The sequence below is a fragment of the Enterococcus sp. LJL51 genome, assembly GCF_054871795.1.
The window spans coordinates 193,271-211,716 of the sequence record NZ_JBTXLW010000005.1 but is presented as its reverse complement, the minus strand read 5'-3'; the positions used below and the strand labels follow the sequence as shown (position 1 = coordinate 211,716).

Sequence of the window (18,446 nt, the reverse complement as noted above, 5' to 3'; positions counted from 1 at the left end):
ACATGATGAAAGACGGCGCTTTTAACAAAGAAGCTTTAGGGGAAAAAATTGCTTTATATGCAAATAAAGTCGCAAGCAATCGTTTTATCGGAGCTATTCGTGATGCCTTTGCTACAACGATTCCAATTACTATTACAGCAGCATTTTTCCTGCTGGTGAATAATGTACTCTTGACAGAGAATACAGGACTTCTGCGCGGGATTCCCGGCAGAGAAATAATTTCAGAAATTTGTCTGCAGGCGTACAATGGCACACTTGGAATTTTAGGCTTAATGGTAACGTTTCTAATTGGTGTTCGTTTAGCTCGTTCTTATCATTCAGATGGTGCGTTAGAAGGAATCATCGCCTTAGCATGCTATGTTTCACTTGTGCCAAACGTAATTAATATTACTGGCTTTGATGGAACAGAGATTCAGACATCCGGTGCATTAACGCAAACCTTTACAAGTGCTTCTGCCATGTTGCTAGGTATTCTGGCTGCCTTAATCAGTGTGCCAATGGTCACAAAATTATCGGCAAATAACCGTTTGAAAATAAAGATGCCTGAAAGCGTACCGCCAGCAATCGCAAAATCCTTTAACAGCTTAATCCCAGCTGTTCTGACAATAAGTGTTTTTGCTATCGGTGAGGTTGTACTGCGCACGGTGACTGGTCTGACTATACCGGAAATCATTGTCAATATTTTACAGGCACCACTAGTAGGCGGCTTCCAAACGCTTCCGGGAATTTTATTATATGTTTTTCTTTCAACCTTTGTATTCATTTTTGGTATTCATGGTGCTTTTGTTTTTGGTGCTATTTCTGGTCCAATCCTACTGACATCACTACAGCAGAATGTGGAAGCAATCAATGCTGGTTCGGCAGCACCGAATATTGTTACACAACCATTCCTTGATGCGTATGTTTATATGGGCGGCGGTGGAACTATGATTTGTCTGGTTATCGCGGTGCTGTTGTTTTCTAAAAGAGAAGATCAACGGATGATTGCTAAGCTGGGCGGTGTATCTAGTCTATTTAATATCAGCGAACCCATGATGTTTGGTCTGCCAATCGTGTTTAATCCAGTTTATGCAATTCCATTTTGTATCGTACCAATGGTATCTACCTTACTAGCTTATATTGCAACAAGTCTGCAGCTGGTAAATCCGACCTATATTCTTATTCCTTGGGTTACACCTCCAGTTTTATCCGGATATCTAGCAACAGCAGGAGATTTCCGGGCAGCTATTTTACAGATTGTAATCATTGTCGCAGGTACATTCATTTACATGCCGTTTGTTATGTTTTCCAATAAAATGGAAGAAAAGGCATAATCCAGCTGGAAGAATCAGATAGTATACTATAGATAATGATGAAGTAGCGAGTATTCGGTTAATAAAATTCAGAGAATTTCTTCTTGACTTTCATGAAAATCTCTAGTAGTTTATATATAATATTGAAAGTCAAAGAAGGAACGAGTAAATCTTGAATCCTATGTACAAGAGAAGGCTGCCGCTGGCTGAAAGCAGCTTCAAGGAGACGATTGAAAGACATTCCGGAGATGAATGGAGGAAAAGCCATTCCGTTGCGAGCGTTAATCGTTGAGATGAAAGAGCAATCTTTCAAAATTAGGTGGTACCACGTATGATTATTCATCCGTCCTTGTAGTGATACAAGGACGGATTTTTTTATTCTGTAAGACAGCTTTCAGCTGCATCAGAAGAAGTCAGCACTGAATAAATCCTAATATGCTGATAAATGATAAAACCGATAGTTAGATTTAATGAGGAAAAGAATGAATGGAGGAACAATCAATGAACTATCAAAAGCCGAAGGGCACAAGTGATTTATTGCCGGGAACAACAGAGCAATGGCAATTTATTGAAGAGACAGCCCGTCTCCTTTTCCGGGATTACCAATATCAGGAAATTCGCACACCAATTTTTGAACATTATGAAGTGATTTCACGCAGTGTAGGTGATACAACAGATATTGTCTCAAAAGAGATGTATGATTTTTATGATAAAGGGGACCGCCACATTACCTTACGGCCGGAGGGGACCGCGCCAATTGTTCGGGCATTTGTTGAAAACAAGCTATTTGGACCTGAATATGCGAAGCCGTATAAGGCATATTATATCGGACCAATGTTTCGTTATGAACAGCCTCAGGCTGGACGTATGCGTCAGTTTCACCAGATTGGGGTAGAAGCCTTTGGCAGTGAAAATCCTGCAGTTGATGTGGAAACAATGGCTATGGCTATGGATTTCTTCAAACAGCTTGGTGTCAATCAAATCAAATTGGTTATCAATTCTTTAGGAGATAAAGAAAGCCGTGCAGCTTACCGTCAGGCATTAATCGATTATCTTGAGCCGAAAGCAGATGAATTGAGTGAAGATTCTAAGCGCCGCCTTCATGAAAACCCACTAAGAGTGCTGGATAGTAAAGATAGAAAAGATAAAGCAATCGTTAAAGATGCACCCTCAATATTGGACTATCTGAATGAGAAATCAAAGACACATTTTGAAACAGTGACAGATATGCTTGATGAGTTGGGAATTTCTTATACAATTGATAAAAATATGGTTCGCGGTCTGGACTACTATACACAGACAATTTTTGAAATTATGAGTGAAGCCCCTGGTATGGGTGCACAGTCAACTGTCTGTGCGGGCGGACGTTATGATGGTCTGGTGGAAGAGCTGGGCGGACCGGAAACACCTGGTTTTGGTTTTGCGATGGGAATTGAACGGATTTTATTAACCTTGAAAGCTGAGGAAATCCTACTACCGGAAATTGATGAATTAGATGTCTATGTTGTGGGCATTGGAGCAGAAACCAATATTGCTTCATTAAAACTGGTTCAGGCTGTGAGGAATTTCGGATTTTCAGCTGACCGTGACTTTATGAATCGTAAACCAAAGGCTCAATTTAAGTCGGCAGCGAAGCTAAATGCCAAACTGGTTCTGACAATCGGTGAAAGCGAGCTTGCAGAAGGAATCGTGAATGTTAAAGGAATGGCAAGCCGGGAAGAAAAGCCGTTCAAGCTGACTGATATCTATGAAAATTTTGGTGAAGTTTATGATGAGATGACAACTGTGATGTTTGATTAAACTGATATTTTTGAAAGAGGTTGAGACAAAAGTGTTTTGCTCCGAGAAATAAGACGGATTATCCGAAAATAGCTTTTCATATTTTTGAGATAGTTCGGCATATTTCCGAGAGAGCTACTTTTGGAACACCGTTTATTCAGATTTTAGAGAAAGAAGAGTCCAGGCATTAACTTATGTCCCAAACGCAGGTTCAACTCAAATGAAAAGGAGAATGATGATGGTACAACGAACAGTATATTGTGGAAATGTAACGAAGGAATTAGTTGATAAAGAAGTCGTATTGAAGGGCTGGGTTCAGAAACGCCGGGATCTTGGCGGCGTCATTTTTATCGACCTTAGAGATAGAGAAGGGATTGTTCAGATTGTATTTAACCCTGAACATTCAAAAGAAGCATGGGAAATTGCAGACAAATGCCGCAGTGAGTACGTTATCGAAATTACCGGGAAAGTCCGCTATCGGGATGCAGATGCGATTAACCCTAAAATGCCGACAGGTGAGTTTGAAGTTATGGCAACAGCTATTACCATTCTTAATAAGGCAAAAACACCGCCGTTTCTGATTGAAGATGACAATAATGTCAACGACGAGCTGCGGATGAAGTACCGCTACCTTGATCTACGCCGTCCGGCGATGACTGAGAACTTCAAGCTTCGCCATCAAGTGACTAAATCAATTCGTCATTATTTAGATGACAGTTCTTTTATGGATATAGAAACACCTTATCTAGGCAAATCATCTCCTGAAGGGGCACGGGACTACTTAGTTCCTTCAAGAGTACATGCAGGGCATTTTTATGCATTGCCGCAGTCGCCGCAAATCTTTAAACAGTTATTAATGGGTGCTGGCTTCGACCGTTATTATCAAATCGTTCGTTGTTTCCGTGATGAGGACTTGCGTGGTGACCGTCAGCCGGAATTTACCCAGGTGGATATTGAGACAACCTTTCTGACTGCTGAAGAAATTCAGACAATGACAGAAGAGATGCTGGCTAAGGTAATGAAAGAAGCTAAAGGTGTAGAGCTGCCGCTGCCGTTTCCTCGTATTAGCTATGATGAAGCGATGGCACGCTACGGTAGTGACAAGCCGGATACCCGCTTTGATATGGAGCTGATTGATATTGCGCCAGTTGTTAAGGATGTTGAGTTTAAAGTGTTCCAAATGGCGCTGCAAAGCGGCGGACAGGTAAAAGCACTGAATGCTAAAGGAGCTGCAGACAAATACTCTCGTAAAGATATGGATAATTTAGGGCAGTATGTGAGTCAGTTTGGCGCTAAAGGCTTGGCTTGGCTGAAGGTAGAAGAAGACGGTCTGAAAGGACCAATTGCCAAATTCTTAACAGAAATTACTGATGAGCTGATTAAAGTAACTAACGCTGAGGTGGGTGATTTGCTGATGTTCGCGGCAGATACTCCGGGAATCGTTGCCGCCTCTTTAGGAGCTATCCGTACACGTATGGGGAAAGAGCTGAATTTGATTGATGAATCTAAATTCAACTTCCTGTGGGTTGTCGACTGGCCGCTATTTGAATATGATGAAGATGCGGAACGCTATGTCTCTGCGCACCATCCATTTACGCTGCCGCGTGAGGAGCATATTGAGTTGCTTGCTACAGCACCGGAGAAGGTTTACGCACAAGCGTACGACGTTGTATTGAACGGTTATGAGCTGGGCGGAGGTTCTCTTCGTATCTATCAGCGTGAGCTGCAGGAGAAAATGTTTGAAACGCTAGGACTTGAGCCTGAAGTTGTCCAAGAGCAATTTGGCTACTTGCTGGATGCACTTTCCTACGGTTTCCCGCCTCATGGGGGAATTGCTTTAGGATTGGATCGTTTGGTCATGTTGCTTGCTGGTGAGGAAAATATCCGTGAAGTGATTGCCTTCCCTAAAAATGGTAAAGCGGCTGATCCAATGAATAACGCGCCAAGTACAGTATCTCCGCTTCAGTTATTCGAACTGAATCTTGACGTAACAGCAGTAGATGAGTAAATAGACCAAGAGACATCACGCCGTTCGCGGGATGTCTCTTGTTTTTTTATATAAATAAGCTAACTGCCGCAGGGATGAATGTAAAAAAGGAGGCAACGGGTATTAATCGAAACAGTTACTGGACTACTCTTTAAGTTTTTTATAGACGCAGATAATCTTCTTTCATTATTAAGAAAATTTCGTATAATATATATAATCCTATTTAGAGCGTGTGTGGAAATTACACAAATATCTGATTTTTGGAGACAAATGATTTTTAATGGACCAAGATTAGGGGGAGACAGTACCATACTCCCATTACCTAAAATCGAATAAACAGCGTTTCAGGGGCTACTTCCTCAAAAAAATAAGTCGAATCATACTGAAAATGAAAGAACGCTTTAGACAGGTATCAATCAACAGCTCCTTGATTCCTGTCCAGTCTTTCGTGACAATTTCGTTGTACCCGCCTTATTTCTCAGGGTAGAAGACTATGTCCTATTTTCTTTGGAGAAAATGCAATATAGATGAGAGGCAGATAATATATGAAAAAAACAATTGCTGATATACCAGTTAACGACTACACAACAAAGCTGTCCGTATCGATTGTGTATGCAATTTTAGCTTCTGTAGCTATGAACTTTTTTTATCAGCCGGGAAATATTTATTCCAGCGGTATTACCGGATTAGCACAAATTCTGACCACACTTTCAACCAAACTGATTGGATTTAATGTACCGGTTTCTGTTACATTATTCGCTTTAAATCTGCCGCTGTTCTTTCTGGCATGGCTGAAAATAGGCAAGAAATTTACTATCTTTACATTTATCACTGTAGCTCTGACGTCAATTTTCATGCAGATTGTTCCCCAGACTGTGCTGTCTACGGATCCAATCATCTGCGCTATTTTTGGCGGCGGTGTGATGGGAGCAGGAATCGGGTTTGCCTTGAAAAATGGTCTATCGTCTGGCGGATTAGATATTTTCAGTATTACAATTCGTAAAAAAACAGGTCGTTCTGTCGGCTCAATTTCAATTTACTTTAATGCATTGATTGTCTTTGTAGCCGGTTATCTATTTGGCTGGCAGTATATGTTTTACAGCGCATTATCCATTTTTGTCAGTGGTAAAGTAACTGATGCTGTGTATACTAAGCAAAAGAAAATGCAGGTAATGGTCATCACTAAAAATCCAGATGCGGTAATTAATGAAATTCAAGGGAAAATGCGTCGTGGAATTACAATCATCCACGAGGCAGAGGGGGCTTATAAGCACGACAAACAGACGGTTTTATTAACAGTTGTGACACGCTTTGAACTACCGGCATTAGAATCAGCGATGAAAAAGGCAGATCCTTCAGCCTTCGTTAGTATTTCAGATAACGTCAAAATTTTAGGACGGTTTTATGAGGAAGAGTTATAACAGCGTTTTGGAGTGAACGCGGGATTAAAGGACCCGGCTCAGAGAAATAGAATGAAATGAGCCGGCTTAAATTTGGAGGTTTGAAACATAATAGCAGTGGCGGCTATCTCCGTTTTATCTGCTTTTATCTATTATTAAGAATGCTTTGAAAATGTAAAAATATTCAGAAAAATTTCACTCTGAAAGAAAATGTATGAAAGCAAAAAAAAGTGAGTTCTTTTCCTTGAAAAGAACTATGAAAACTGCTAGAATTACTTTGTGAGGTTAAAAAAAGTCTATTTAACTGAAAGAAGTTGAGTAGCTAGATTATTTTTTTAATGTTCATAGGTCGTTTTTAGTCTTACTTGGACATTTTTTGACCAACGGAGGAATCCATCATGCTGGAAGAATTGAAAATGATTGAGGCAGTTGCTCCAGATATGCTTGATGTAATGCAGGAAAGATACCATATTCTGCGAAACATTTACTGGATGCAGCCAATCGGCAGAAAAAGTCTTTCTGAAAGTATGGGATTGACTGAACGTGTTTTACGTACAGAAACGGATATGCTAAAGCAGCTCCAGTTAATTCAGTCATCTAAAAGCGGTATGACCTTGACTGAAAAAGGGATGGACGTTTATCAGGGACTTGAAAAGATGATGAATCTCCTATTCGGTATTCAACAGATTGAAATCGAAATTGCTCAGCTTTTTGGTATTCAGCGCTGTATCGTAATTGCCGGAAACAGTGATAATCAGCGCAAGGTATTAGATGAATTTGGCGAAGTACTGACGCATTCGCTGGACATGCTTTTACCTGAGGGCAACAACGTGATTGCCGTCATGGGCGGAACAACAATGGCTCAGGCCGCTGAGCACATGGGTCTTCTTGAAACTGAGACAAGACACAATCTGTTTGTTCCTGCAAGAGGAGGCATCGGAGAAGCACTGACCGTTCAAGCCAACTCAGTGAGTGCAGTAATGGCTCATAACACTGGGGGGCAGCATCGGGCGTTGTATATCCCCGAGCAGCTGAGTAAAGAGACGTATGATTCTTTGCTTCAGGAACCTTCTATTCAAGAAGTTTTAGAGCTAATCAGCCGCTCCAATGGAGTTGTTCACGGTATTGGAAGGGCGCTGCATATGGCAGCCCGGAGAAAAATGTCCGATGAAGAAATGATTATGCTGAAACAAAAAAATGCTGTAGCAGAATCTTTTGGCTATTTCTTTAACGAAGAAGGAGAAGTAGTGTATAAGATTCCAAGAATTGGTCTGCAGCTGAAGGATGTACAAAGTATTCCTTATGTTGTAGCAATTGCCGGAGGAAAATTGAAGGCAAAGGCCATTCGGGCATATATGAAAAATGCGCCAGAACAAACGTGGCTTATCACAGATGAAGCCGCAGCAAATGAGATTTTAAAAGGGGCAACCCTTTAAAATAAAAATTTTTGATTTTCATAAGGAGGAAATCTTTAATGACAGTTAAAGTAGGTATTAATGGATTTGGACGTATCGGACGCTTAGCATTCCGTCGTATCCAAGATGTAGCAGGAATCGAAGTAGTAGCAATCAATGATTTAACAGATGCTAAAATGTTGGCTCACTTGTTAAAATATGACACAACTCAAGGACGTTTCAACGGAACTGTTGAAGTTCATGATGGATCTTTCAACGTTAACGGTAAAGAAGTTAAAGTTCTTGCTAACCGTAACCCAGAGGAATTACCATGGGGCGAATTAGGTGTAGACATCGTTCTTGAATGTACTGGATTCTTCACTTCAAAAGAAAAAGCTGAATTACACTTAAAAGCTGGTGCTAAACGTGTTGTTATCTCTGCTCCTGGTGGAAATGACGTACCAACAATCGTTTACAACACTAACCATGATATCTTAACTGGTAAAGAAACAGTTATTTCAGGTGCTTCATGTACTACTAACTGTTTAGCTCCTATGGCTAAAGCTTTACAAGATAACTTTGGTGTTGTTGAAGGTCTAATGACTACAATTCACGCTTACACTGGTGACCAAATGACTCTTGACGGACCACACCCAGGCGGAGACTTCCGTCGTGCGCGTGCCGCTGCTGAAAACATCGTTCCTAATACAACTGGTGCTGCTAAAGCAATCGGTTTGGTTATTCCAGAATTGAACGGTAAATTAGATGGAGCTGCTCAACGTGTTCCTGTAGCTACTGGTTCATTAACTGAATTAGTTTCTATTCTTGACAAAAAAGTTACTGTTGAAGAAGTAAACGAAGTAATGGCTAAAGCTGCTAACGAATCTTACGGATATAACGAAGACCAAATCGTATCTTCTGATATCGTAGGTATGACTTTCGGTTCATTATTCGATGCTACTCAAACAAAAGTAATGACAGTTGGCGACCAACAATTAGTGAAAACTGTTGCTTGGTACGATAACGAAATGTCTTACACTGCACAATTAGTTCGTACTTTAGAGTACTTCGCTAACTTATAATTTCTGGTTTCGACATTCGTCTTAACAGAAATGCAGAGAATATTAAGCGGGGAAGCAACGCGCTTCTCCGCTTTTTGTTAGTTCTACTGTTGCAGGAGCTTCTAGTAGAATAATATGCGTACGAGAGTAGGACTCATTTTTAAATCGTTTTTACAGAAAAATGATTTCTGAAAAATGAGCTAGCCATGTAGTCTAGCTCTATGCGTTCCGCTTTTCTTTTTATGAAAATCATAAATAGTGGTAAAATAGACGGCGACAGAGAAAACCTTTGGGCGTTTTCTGCCGTAAACATACTAACTATATAAATTCTTTAGAAGCTACTATGTATGAAGAGCAGCCTTTTTCTGCGGTAGTAGATTGCAGGTACACATATATTGCTTGCTTCTGTAATAGGGTTTATATACAAACAGGAGGGAAATTTACGAATGGCTAAAAAGACAATCAAAGATGTAGATTTAAAGGACAAAAAAGTATTAGTTCGTGTGGACTTCAATGTACCATTGAAAGATGGCGTGATTACGAATGACAACCGTATTGTAGCAGCACTGCCGACAATTAAATATGTGATTGAAAACGGCGGAAAAGCAATTCTTTTCTCTCATTTAGGTCGTGTGAAAACGGAAGAAGATAAAGCTGGTAAATCATTAAAACCAGTTGCTGAACGTTTAGGTGAGTTATTAGGCAAACCAGTAACATTTGTTCCTGAAACACGCGGAGCTGAACTGGAAGCTGCAGTAAATAACATGAAAGACGGCGATGTTTTAGTATTTGAAAACACTCGTTTTGAAGATATTGATGGTAAGAAAGAAAGCGGAAATGATGCTGAATTAGGTAAATACTGGGCTTCATTAGGCGATGTATTTGTCAACGATGCATTTGGTACGGCTCACCGTGCACATGCTTCAAATGTTGGAATTGCATCAACTGGTATTCCAACTGTAGCTGGTTTCCTGATGGAGAAAGAAATCAAATTCATCGGTGAAGCAGTAGAAGCACCAAAACGTCCATTCATAGCTATCCTAGGCGGTGCGAAAGTGTCGGATAAAATCGGCGTAATCGAAAATCTAATTTCTAAAGCAGATAAAATCCTTATCGGCGGTGGAATGACTTATACATTCTACAAAGCAAAAGGCATTGAAATCGGAAACTCACTAGTAGAAGAAGATAAAGTGACTTTGGCTAAAGAATTGATTGAAAAAGCTGGCGACAAACTAGTATTGCCAATCGATTCTGTATGCGCAAATGAATTCAGCAATGATGTTGAAACTGTTGTAACTGATGGAGAAGCTGTTCCAGAGGGCTACATGGGCTTAGATATCGGACCTAAATCAATCGAGCTGTTCACAAAAGAATTAGCTGGTGCGAAAACAGTTGTCTGGAACGGACCTATGGGCGTATTTGAAATGAGCAACTTTGCTAAAGGAACAATTGGGGTTTGTGAAGCAATCGCTAATCTTGAAGATGCAACAACAATCATCGGCGGTGGCGATTCAGCGGCAGCTGCAATCCAATTAGGCTTTGCTGATAAATTCACACATATTTCAACTGGCGGCGGCGCAAGCTTGGAATTGCTTGAAGGTAAAACTTTACCAGGACTTGCAGCTATTAACGATAAATAATAAAAGCTGAAAGATTCGTTTAAACTCAGAGCAAATTAGGAAAATTAACTAAAGTCAAAGTAAGTGTTTAGTTTAATTTTATCTATTTGCCGAGGCGGTTGAATCGAGAAGCTGGATAATAATAAAAGCTGGATATTAAAAGAAAAGGAAGTGTCTTTAGATGCGTAAACCAATTATCGCTGGTAACTGGAAAATGAATAAGAACGCTAAAGAAGCAAAAGACTTTGCTGAAGCAGTAAAAACGAAGATTCCTACAAATGATAAAGTAGATTCTGTCATTGGATCTCCTGCATTATTTTTACAAGAGTTAGTTGAAGCGGCAAAAGGAACTGATTTGAAAATTTCAGCTCAAAACTGCTACTGGGAAACATCAGGTGCTTTCACAGGAGAAACTTCTCCTGCGGCATTGGCTGATTTAGGTGTTGACTATGTAATTATCGGCCATTCAGAACGTCGTGAGTATTTCCATGAAACTGATGCAGAAATCAATAAAAAAGCCAAAGCAATCTTTGCTAACGGCATGATTCCAATTTTCTGTTGCGGCGAATCTCTGGAAACCTATGAAGCAGGAAAAACTGCTGAGTGGATTGAAGGTCAAATCACTGCTGGATTGGAAGGCTTAACAGATGGACAAGTTAGTAATTTAGTTATTGCTTATGAACCAATCTGGGCAATCGGTACTGGTAAATCTGCAGATGCCAACATTGCGGATGAAATCTGTGGTGTTGTTCGTTCAACTGTAGAAAAATTATACGGTAAAGAAGTATCAGAAGCAGTTCGTATCCAATACGGCGGCTCTGTAAAACCAGAAAACATTGCTGAATATATGGCAAAAGAAAACGTTGACGGTGCTTTAGTCGGCGGAGCAAGTCTTGAAGCTGATTCATTCTTAGCATTGTTAGAGGCTGTTAAATAAAACAGACTTATAATTAAGATACGCAATAAATCGAAGATTCATCGAATAATTTATGAAATACGCAAAAAATGTTTGCATAGCTTAGGATTATTCACTACAATCATAATTAAGGGAGCTCGAATCCCCTTAGTATAAAACAAACTCAAAGGAGAGACAAAACATGTCAATTATTACTGATGTTTACGCACGCGAAGTCTTAGACTCACGCGGTAACCCAACAATCGAAGTAGAAGTATACACTGAAAGCGGAGCTTTTGGCCGTGGAATGGTTCCATCTGGAGCTTCAACTGGTGAATACGAAGCGGTTGAATTACGTGATGGCGACAAATCTCGTTACCTAGGTAAAGGGGTTGTTAAAGCAGTTGACAACGTTAATAACATCATCGCTGAAGCAATCATTGGCTACGATGTTCGTGACCAAATGGCAATTGATAAAGCAATGATCGAATTAGATGGAACTCCTAACAAAGGTAAATTAGGTGCTAACGCTATTCTTGGTGTTTCTATCGCTGTAGCTCGTGCTGCTGCTGATTACCTAGAAGTACCTTTATACCACTACTTAGGCGGATTCAATACAAAAGTATTGCCAACTCCAATGATGAACATCATCAACGGCGGATCTCATGCTGATAACAGTATCGACTTCCAAGAGTTCATGATCATGCCTGTAGGCGCTCCTACATTTAAAGAAGCGTTACGTTATGGTGCTGAAGTATTCCATGCATTAGCAGGAATCTTAAAAGCTCGCGGTTTAGCTACTTCTGTAGGTGACGAAGGTGGTTTCGCTCCTAACCTTGGTTCAAATGAAGAAGGTTTCGAAGTAATCATCGAAGCAATCGAAAAAGCTGGTTATGTACCTGGTAAAGATATCGTTCTTGCTATGGATGCTGCTTCTTCTGAATTCTACGACAAAGAAAAAGGTGTTTACGTTTTAGCTGATTCAGGCGAAGGCGAAAAAACAACTGAAGAAATGATCGCATTCTACGAAGAATTATGCGCGAAATACCCAATCATCTCAATCGAAGATGGCTTAGATGAAAATGACTGGGATGGTTTCAAAAAATTAACTGTTGCTTTAGGCGACAAAGTTCAATTAGTTGGTGACGATCTATTCGTAACAAACACAACTAAATTAGCTGAAGGTATCGAAAAAGGTATCGCTAACTCAATCCTGATCAAAGTAAACCAAATCGGTACTTTAACTGAAACGTTTGAAGCAATCGAAATGGCTAAAGAAGCTGGCTATACTGCTGTTGTATCTCACCGTTCAGGTGAAACTGAAGATTCTACAATCTCTGATATCGCAGTTGCAACAAACGCTGGACAAATCAAAACTGGTTCTCTTTCACGTACTGACCGTATTGCAAAATATAACCAATTATTACGTATCGAAGACCAATTAGGCGATGTAGCTGAATACAAAGGGTTGAAATCTTTCTACAACCTTAAAAACAAATAAGAATCCTTGATATAAAAGGGATGTTTGTAGTTTGGTTTAATTAAATGAATTACAAACATAAAACACTATCTTTTCTCTATAAAATTTAGAGGAGAGGTAGTGTTTTTTTGTGCTGTTAAGTGAATTGTTAGAAGAATATTTGCTGAATCGTGATGTGAGAGGACTCTCAATATAGGCAACAGAGCTTTGTCTGTTGGTAAGTAAAAAATTGCTGAATCTTAAATAAAAGAAGGTGAAAAAAATTTTTATACTGTCAGTATTTCATATGATGACTATGATTTAATAAGTTTTCTTTTAAAGGATATATCAACCTGGTAGTGAAGTAAATATAGGAGTAGCGTTTTTCTATTTTCACGAATACATTTTTGTAAATCTGATTTTTATATAGCAGCAATCACTGGTGTTGCAGAGATATAGTCAGAATGATTTGAAAATACGAATCTGCTGAAAATGGAAAAAAGTCGAATATTGGCGCAGTAGATGGCTTTCATCTCACTGTCACTTCTATTGGTCTGAAGCATGTTTAGCCATTAATTTTTCTTTGCAACACTAGTGATATTTTATTGAGAATTAAGTAGCATTTGCACTTTATTTATTTGATCTTTGATAAAATTGCAGACTAGTTATTTCGTGAATAGAAAGGAGCCAGATTCAGAGTGGCATTTTTTACAAAGCCTTCCTCAGAAGTATAGGGAATCATATCGATATACAAGCCATTAAGATAAGGCGTTGTGATTTCTGCAATGACAGGAAATAGCTTGTTTTTATCTCCTTCGAAGTCAACAATTAATAGATAGCTGGTTTCAGCTTCTTTCTTCATTAATTGAATCCAAGCACGGTTCACCGTTGTCTGCTTGTTAAAGAAGTTGTCTAGTTGACGGACTAATTCAGTTGGATAAGGCTCCGGCTGCCCCAACTGAACGGCAGTATCTTCGGTTACTTTTATTTCCGAATGTCCAGTTTCCAGAATGTCTTTTCTCATTTTTAAATGCTGAATAAGCTGTTTGGATAAGACAATATTTTCATTAAATGGATTAATGGACAGGCCAGTGATAGTCGGATTGCCTATAATCATTGAAGCAAGGTCATCAAAAGAAAAGACAAAAGCATTGTTTGATGGAGCCTGCTTCCAATGACTAACAGCCTTCCAGTCAGTAAAGGCAGGATAGTAATGCTCATTATTGGCATTTTCTAGTAAAGGAAACACAATGCTGGTCTTTTCTTTTAGCACATTGGTTCCGTTTGCAAGCTTCGTATCCAATGGTGCAGCGAGTAATAGAAAAACTGCCCGAGTACATACTTCTTCATAGAATTGATTAAGGTGTTCATCAGTCGTATCAGCAAGGTAATTTTCCCACCGTGCCAGCAGCTGTGGATTTTCAACAGCTTCGACTGATTGCTTAGAAGCTCCAGCTTTTTTCTTTTTAAATTTATCAAATAACCCCATTTAGATTTTCCTCCGATGATTTCGAATAGTTGGACTTGTTTAGAATTTTTGGATTGAGACATTTTTGAATCTTATGGTCTAACGTTAATTATCCTCTATTTTTCTAAGACTGTAAATGTCCTTTTGAAAAACGACAGAAAAAGCCTCAACTATCTTGGGAATTTCAGATAGTTGAGGACTGTTCAATTTTCTTGTTGTTGAAGTTTATACTGCTCAATTTTAGTTAAGAAATTCTCATAGATGTCCTGATAGGCAGAAGCTAACTCATTATTTTTTTTGATGCGCTGAAACGAAGTAGAAGGAACGGCAGTGAATGTTTGTTTCGCTAAACTAAGTAGACCAAAGCCTGGCTCATTGTTAGTTGAAAGTAGACAGTCTTTGCCGAAAATGGCACCCGCTAGTTTTGCTAATTCTTCATGGCGAAAAGCACCGCCGTTAATAGAAACCGCATCCTCCTCAATTTGGTTTGCGTCCATAATCATCCGCAAATTTAGCAATATGCCCTCGGCTGCTGCTCGAACAAAATGCTTCCTGTTGTGTGTCATAGTAATATTTTGAAAGGAACCTTTGAAAAAGGAATTCCAGAAAGGGGCACGTTCGCCATTGATAAAGGGGAGGAAAGTCAGACCATCAGCACCGATACTGGTCTCTTTTAAAATCAGATTCAAGTGATCAAAGAGTGTAGTAGGATTTTCCCAGAACAGGTTGCTAACCCATTCTAAGACAGCGCCACCATTATTGCTTGGTCCACCGATAACCCATAAATCTTTTTTTAGATAGTAGCAGAATGTCTGCCCGTTCTTATCCAGCTGTCGTTTGTTGGTTAGCTGCCTAACAGCACCGCTGGTTCCCAAGGTGATGCTGGTTGTTAGTCCAGTATTTAAATAGCCGGCATATGCCGCCAGACAGCCATCGCTGGCACCTGCTAAGAGCTGGACATTTGAGGCCAATCCCAGCTGTTGTTTTGTTTCCAATTGGATAGGCAGAAGCACATCTGTATCAATTAGCTCTGCCAACTGTTCGCGCTCGATAGAAACGTAACTGAGGATATCCTGATCCCAATCCAGATCGAGACTGTTAAACAGACCCGTTGCAGAGGCAGTGGAGTAATCAAGACAGTAGCTACCGGTAAAGTAAGCAACAACAAGCTCCTTTAGCCCAATCCATTTACCTACATTATTTTGCAAAATATCTTGTTGTTTAAAATAAAGCAGCTTGGAAAAAGGCGACATATAATGAATCGGTGTTCCGGTTTTTTGATAGACTTCCCGGCTAAACGGCAGCTTCTTAAAGGCCGCTGTTGAAGCTGCTGCCTGACTGTCTGACCAAAGCAGCAGCTCGCCATAGCTGCCGTCTTTAAAGACCGGCAGGAGACTGTGCATGGCTGTACTTAGAGCAATTGTGGCAATTGATTTCAGTTCCAGCTTTGAAAAGGCTGTGATACCGGCTTTCAGCTGAGTCAGAATTTCCTCAGGTTTTTGGTAGATTTTCCCGTTTTCGCCAGTATAGGTTTGAATACGAGCTTCTCTTTTTTCAATCAGATTCTTTCCCTGATAGAGGGAAAATTTAATTGCAGTTGTGCCGATGTCGATGGTTAGTACGCTGCTGTCTGACACATTTATTCCTCCTTGATTGTGGCATGTCCGCCAAATTGATTTCGTAGAAGCGCAACAACTTTTTCTGTTGTACGGTCGGTATTCTCTGAAGAGTAGCGGAAGAGAAGGGACTGAGTAATAATTGGCGCTGGTATTTTCAAACGAAGGGCTTCTTCAATCGTCCACTGACCTTCACCTGAAGAAGGAATGATACCTTCGATAGTATTTAACTGTTCTGGATGCAAAAAGATATTTTCTGTCAATTCCATCAGCCAGCTTCTAATTACTGAGCCGTGATTGAAAACATGAGCAACCTTAGCAAGGTCATAATCGAAGGGCGCATGATTCAAAATGTCAAAACCCTCTGCGATTGCCTGCATCATACCGTATTCAATACCGTTGTGAATCATCTTCAGATAATGACCACTGCCGGCCGGACCACAATAAAGAACACCTTCAGGAACGCAGAGGTCTTCGATTAACGAGGCTATCTCCTGGTAATGCTTTTCTTTGCCGCCGACCATCATACAGGCTCCTTCTAATGCCCCAGTCATCCCGCCAGATGTTCCTACATCAAAAAAATGTACCTTCTTTTTTAAGCAGTGTTGATAATTTTTCTGGCTATCGGTATATTTCGAATTACCAGCATCGATTAGTATGTCGCCTGGCTTCAAATAGGTCAAGCAGTCTTTAACCAGCTGATTTGTAGTCTTTCCAGCTGGCAGCATTAGCCAAACAAGTCGTTGTTCTTCATGTCTAGCGGAAAGCAGCTCTTCCAAAGTGTTGAAAAAGCGTGCACCAGATTGCTCAACCGAATTCCGCAAAGTTAAATCAAGGTCTGTACAATGAATAGAGTAGCAGTTTTTCTGAGCTAGATTATTTAAGATACCCATCCCCATTTTTCCGATACCAATCATTTCTATATTCATGTAGTATATTCTCCTCATTATATGATATAGGAAAAGCTCTTCCTAATCCACCAGCAAATTCTTTCCATCGAGGAAAGAAGCTGTTGTAAAAAAGTAGAAAGAGCGATTCGCAAGGTTCTGATTAAGTTAAGTTGTTTGTTAAATGAAGCTTCCTTTCAGTAACCAGTGATTTATACCAGCCGGCGGATTTTTTCAAAGACCGTGTTCGTTCTTCATTTAATTCGATTCTTACAAGGCCATAACGATTTTTAAAAGCGTTCATTGGCGAGACACAATCGGTAAATGCCCAAAGCATGTAGCCTTCGCAGTTAGCACCTTCTGCCACTGCACGCAAGAGCCAGGCAAGATGTTGAGAAATAAAATCTATTCTGTAATCATCCTGGACGATGCCTGCTTCATCTATATAAAGCTCTTCCTGTTCACGTCCCATCCCGTTTTCGGTAACCAGCCAAGGGATATCACCGTAGTTCTCCTTTAGATAGATAGCCATATCGTACATTACTTTGGGATAAATTTCCCAGCCGCGGGAGTTGTTCATTTTTCTTCCGGGTAAGTCGAAAGTTTCGTAAAACATTTCTGGGTGGAAGGGTGTTTCAGGGTTCCATTGGTAGCGGGGAGCCCGCACTCTTTTAGGATAGTACTGATTGATTCCTAGGAAGTCAACTGTATGTTCTTTAATCAGCTTCAGCTCTTCTTTTGTTGCTGGGAACATGATATTGTTCGCTTGACATAGTTCAATCAGCTCTTGAGGATATCCGCCTAAAATCATTGGGTCGAAAAATACTTTGTTAAAGAACAGGTCATACATATGAGCAGCTTTCTGGTCATGGACAGCACTGGAACGGGCATAAACCATTTCTGGGTTTAAAATACAGCCGATACGTCCTGCATACTCTTTCTCGTGGAAGAGCTTAACAGCTTTAGCAGTTGCCAATGCTTTGTGGTAATTCCAGGTCATCCATTTTTTAGAGTCTTGCTCGTGAGGCCAGCGAACAGCATCAAGATAACAGCGGGTTTGAGGCACAATTGGCTCGTTAAAGGTAAACCAGTGCTTCACTCGGTCAGCATAGCGTTCAAAGGCAATTTCAGCATATTTAACGTATAATTCAACAACTTTTTTTGAGCTCCAGCCATCGTATTTCTCTAAAAGAACACCTGGGACTTCATAATGCTCAAGACATAGCATTGGTTCAACACCAGCAGCAATAAGAGCGTCCACTACTCGATTGATATGGGCTGCATAGTCTTCATCGACAGTTAGTGCTTCATAATCTGTAAAAAAGCGAGACCAGTTAATGGAGGTTCGGTAATGAGTAAGTTTAATTTCCTTCATTAAATCAATATCCTTTTGATAATGGGTCATGAAGTCAGTTGCTTCGTCAGGTCCATAGCCATCATGCCAAACAAATGCTTCATTTTTATACCAGAGATCAAGAAAGGAATCCTGATTTTCTTTTTTTCCTTTCCAGCCTTCTGTCTGCCAAGCAGAAGAAGCCGCTCCAATCACAAAATTTTCAGGAATAGTTATGTCTATCATTTATTTTACC

At 40.1% G+C, this 18,446-nt stretch carries 13 protein-coding genes and 1 other annotated feature; of the genes, 9 read left to right on the top strand and 4 right to left on the bottom strand.

Annotated features, from left to right (window positions below; translation table 11 throughout):
* Positions 1-2 precede the first annotated feature (2 nt).
* The 9 genes from ACYSNQ_RS07460 (at position 3) to eno (ending at position 12,928) form a co-directional block, all read left to right on the top strand.
* Positions 3-1,313: a PTS sugar transporter subunit IIC gene (locus tag ACYSNQ_RS07460; RefSeq protein ID WP_426082271.1), complete on the top strand. Its 1,311-nt coding sequence runs from the start codon at positions 3-5 to the stop codon at positions 1,311-1,313.
* Between the two features lie 123 nt (positions 1,314-1,436).
* Positions 1,437-1,646, top strand: a binding site (T-box leader).
* Positions 1,647-1,793: 147 nt separating this feature from the next.
* Positions 1,794-3,092: a histidine--tRNA ligase gene (hisS, locus tag ACYSNQ_RS07455; protein WP_426082270.1), complete on the top strand. Its 1,299-nt coding sequence runs from the start codon at positions 1,794-1,796 to the stop codon at positions 3,090-3,092.
* 217 nt (positions 3,093-3,309) lie between these two features.
* Positions 3,310-5,079 (top strand): aspartate--tRNA ligase, encoded by a 1,770-nt coding sequence (gene aspS, locus ACYSNQ_RS07450; protein ID WP_426082269.1) that lies wholly within the window; start codon positions 3,310-3,312, stop codon positions 5,077-5,079.
* A 524-nt stretch (positions 5,080-5,603) separates the two neighbouring features.
* Entirely contained in the window at positions 5,604-6,479 is an 876-nt protein-coding gene (locus ACYSNQ_RS07445) for a YitT family protein (RefSeq protein ID WP_426082268.1), read from the top strand.
* Between the two features lie 377 nt (positions 6,480-6,856).
* Positions 6,857-7,894, top strand: a complete 1,038-nt coding sequence (locus tag ACYSNQ_RS07440; RefSeq protein WP_426082267.1) for a sugar-binding transcriptional regulator — start codon at positions 6,857-6,859, stop codon at positions 7,892-7,894.
* A 38-nt stretch (positions 7,895-7,932) separates the two neighbouring features.
* Positions 7,933-8,934, top strand: a complete 1,002-nt coding sequence (gene gap, locus ACYSNQ_RS07435; RefSeq protein WP_426082266.1) for a type I glyceraldehyde-3-phosphate dehydrogenase — start codon at positions 7,933-7,935, stop codon at positions 8,932-8,934.
* Positions 8,935-9,359: 425 nt separating this feature from the next.
* Positions 9,360-10,553, top strand: coding sequence for a phosphoglycerate kinase (locus ACYSNQ_RS07430; RefSeq protein ID WP_426082265.1), 1,194 nt, complete (start codon positions 9,360-9,362; stop codon positions 10,551-10,553).
* A gap of 160 nt (positions 10,554-10,713) precedes the next feature.
* On the top strand, positions 10,714-11,469 hold the full coding sequence (tpiA, locus tag ACYSNQ_RS07425; RefSeq protein ID WP_426082264.1) for a triose-phosphate isomerase: 756 nt from the start codon (positions 10,714-10,716) through the stop codon (positions 11,467-11,469).
* A 160-nt stretch (positions 11,470-11,629) separates the two neighbouring features.
* Complete coding sequence (gene eno, locus ACYSNQ_RS07420; RefSeq protein WP_426082263.1) at positions 11,630-12,928, top strand: phosphopyruvate hydratase; 1,299 nt, start codon at positions 11,630-11,632, stop codon at positions 12,926-12,928.
* Positions 12,929-13,547: 619 nt separating this feature from the next.
* Here eno and ACYSNQ_RS07415 read toward each other — a convergent pair.
* The 4 genes from ACYSNQ_RS07415 to ACYSNQ_RS07400 form a co-directional block, all read right to left on the bottom strand.
* Complete coding sequence (locus tag ACYSNQ_RS07415; protein ID WP_426082262.1) at positions 13,548-14,375, bottom strand: enhanced serine sensitivity protein SseB; 828 nt, start codon at positions 14,373-14,375, stop codon at positions 13,548-13,550.
* Positions 14,376-14,557: 182 nt separating this feature from the next.
* Positions 14,558-15,991, bottom strand: a complete 1,434-nt coding sequence (locus tag ACYSNQ_RS07410; protein ID WP_426082260.1) for a gluconokinase — start codon at positions 15,989-15,991, stop codon at positions 14,558-14,560.
* Positions 15,992-15,993: 2 nt separating this feature from the next.
* Complete coding sequence (gene gnd / locus ACYSNQ_RS07405) at positions 15,994-16,899, bottom strand: phosphogluconate dehydrogenase (NAD(+)-dependent, decarboxylating) (RefSeq protein WP_426082259.1); 906 nt, start codon at positions 16,897-16,899, stop codon at positions 15,994-15,996.
* A 121-nt stretch (positions 16,900-17,020) separates the two neighbouring features.
* Positions 17,021-18,433 (bottom strand): glycoside hydrolase family 1 protein, encoded by a 1,413-nt coding sequence (locus ACYSNQ_RS07400; protein ID WP_426082307.1) that lies wholly within the window; start codon positions 18,431-18,433, stop codon positions 17,021-17,023.
* Positions 18,434-18,446: the final 13 nt, after the last annotated feature.

Excerpts from the sequence above, each read along its gene's own strand:
- gap (WP_426082266.1), top strand. The coding sequence starts at position 7,933 with ATGACAGTTAAAGTAGGTATTAATGGATTTGGACGTATCGGACGCTTA.
- ACYSNQ_RS07460 (WP_426082271.1), top strand. The coding sequence starts at position 3 with ATGATGAAAGACGGCGCTTTTAACAAAGAAGCTTTAGGGGAAAAAATT.
- ACYSNQ_RS07440 (WP_426082267.1), top strand. The coding sequence starts at position 6,857 with ATGCTGGAAGAATTGAAAATGATTGAGGCAGTTGCTCCAGATATGCTT.
- ACYSNQ_RS07445 (WP_426082268.1), top strand. The coding sequence starts at position 5,604 with ATGAAAAAAACAATTGCTGATATACCAGTTAACGACTACACAACAAAG.
- ACYSNQ_RS07430 (WP_426082265.1), top strand. The coding sequence starts at position 9,360 with ATGGCTAAAAAGACAATCAAAGATGTAGATTTAAAGGACAAAAAAGTA.
- tpiA (WP_426082264.1), top strand. The coding sequence starts at position 10,714 with ATGCGTAAACCAATTATCGCTGGTAACTGGAAAATGAATAAGAACGCT.
- eno (WP_426082263.1), top strand. The coding sequence starts at position 11,630 with ATGTCAATTATTACTGATGTTTACGCACGCGAAGTCTTAGACTCACGC.
- aspS (WP_426082269.1), top strand. The coding sequence starts at position 3,310 with ATGGTACAACGAACAGTATATTGTGGAAATGTAACGAAGGAATTAGTT.
- ACYSNQ_RS07415 (WP_426082262.1), bottom strand. The coding sequence starts at position 14,375 with ATGGGGTTATTTGATAAATTTAAAAAGAAAAAAGCTGGAGCTTCTAAG.
- gnd (WP_426082259.1), bottom strand. The coding sequence starts at position 16,899 with ATGAATATAGAAATGATTGGTATCGGAAAAATGGGGATGGGTATCTTA.
- hisS (WP_426082270.1), top strand. The coding sequence starts at position 1,794 with ATGAACTATCAAAAGCCGAAGGGCACAAGTGATTTATTGCCGGGAACA.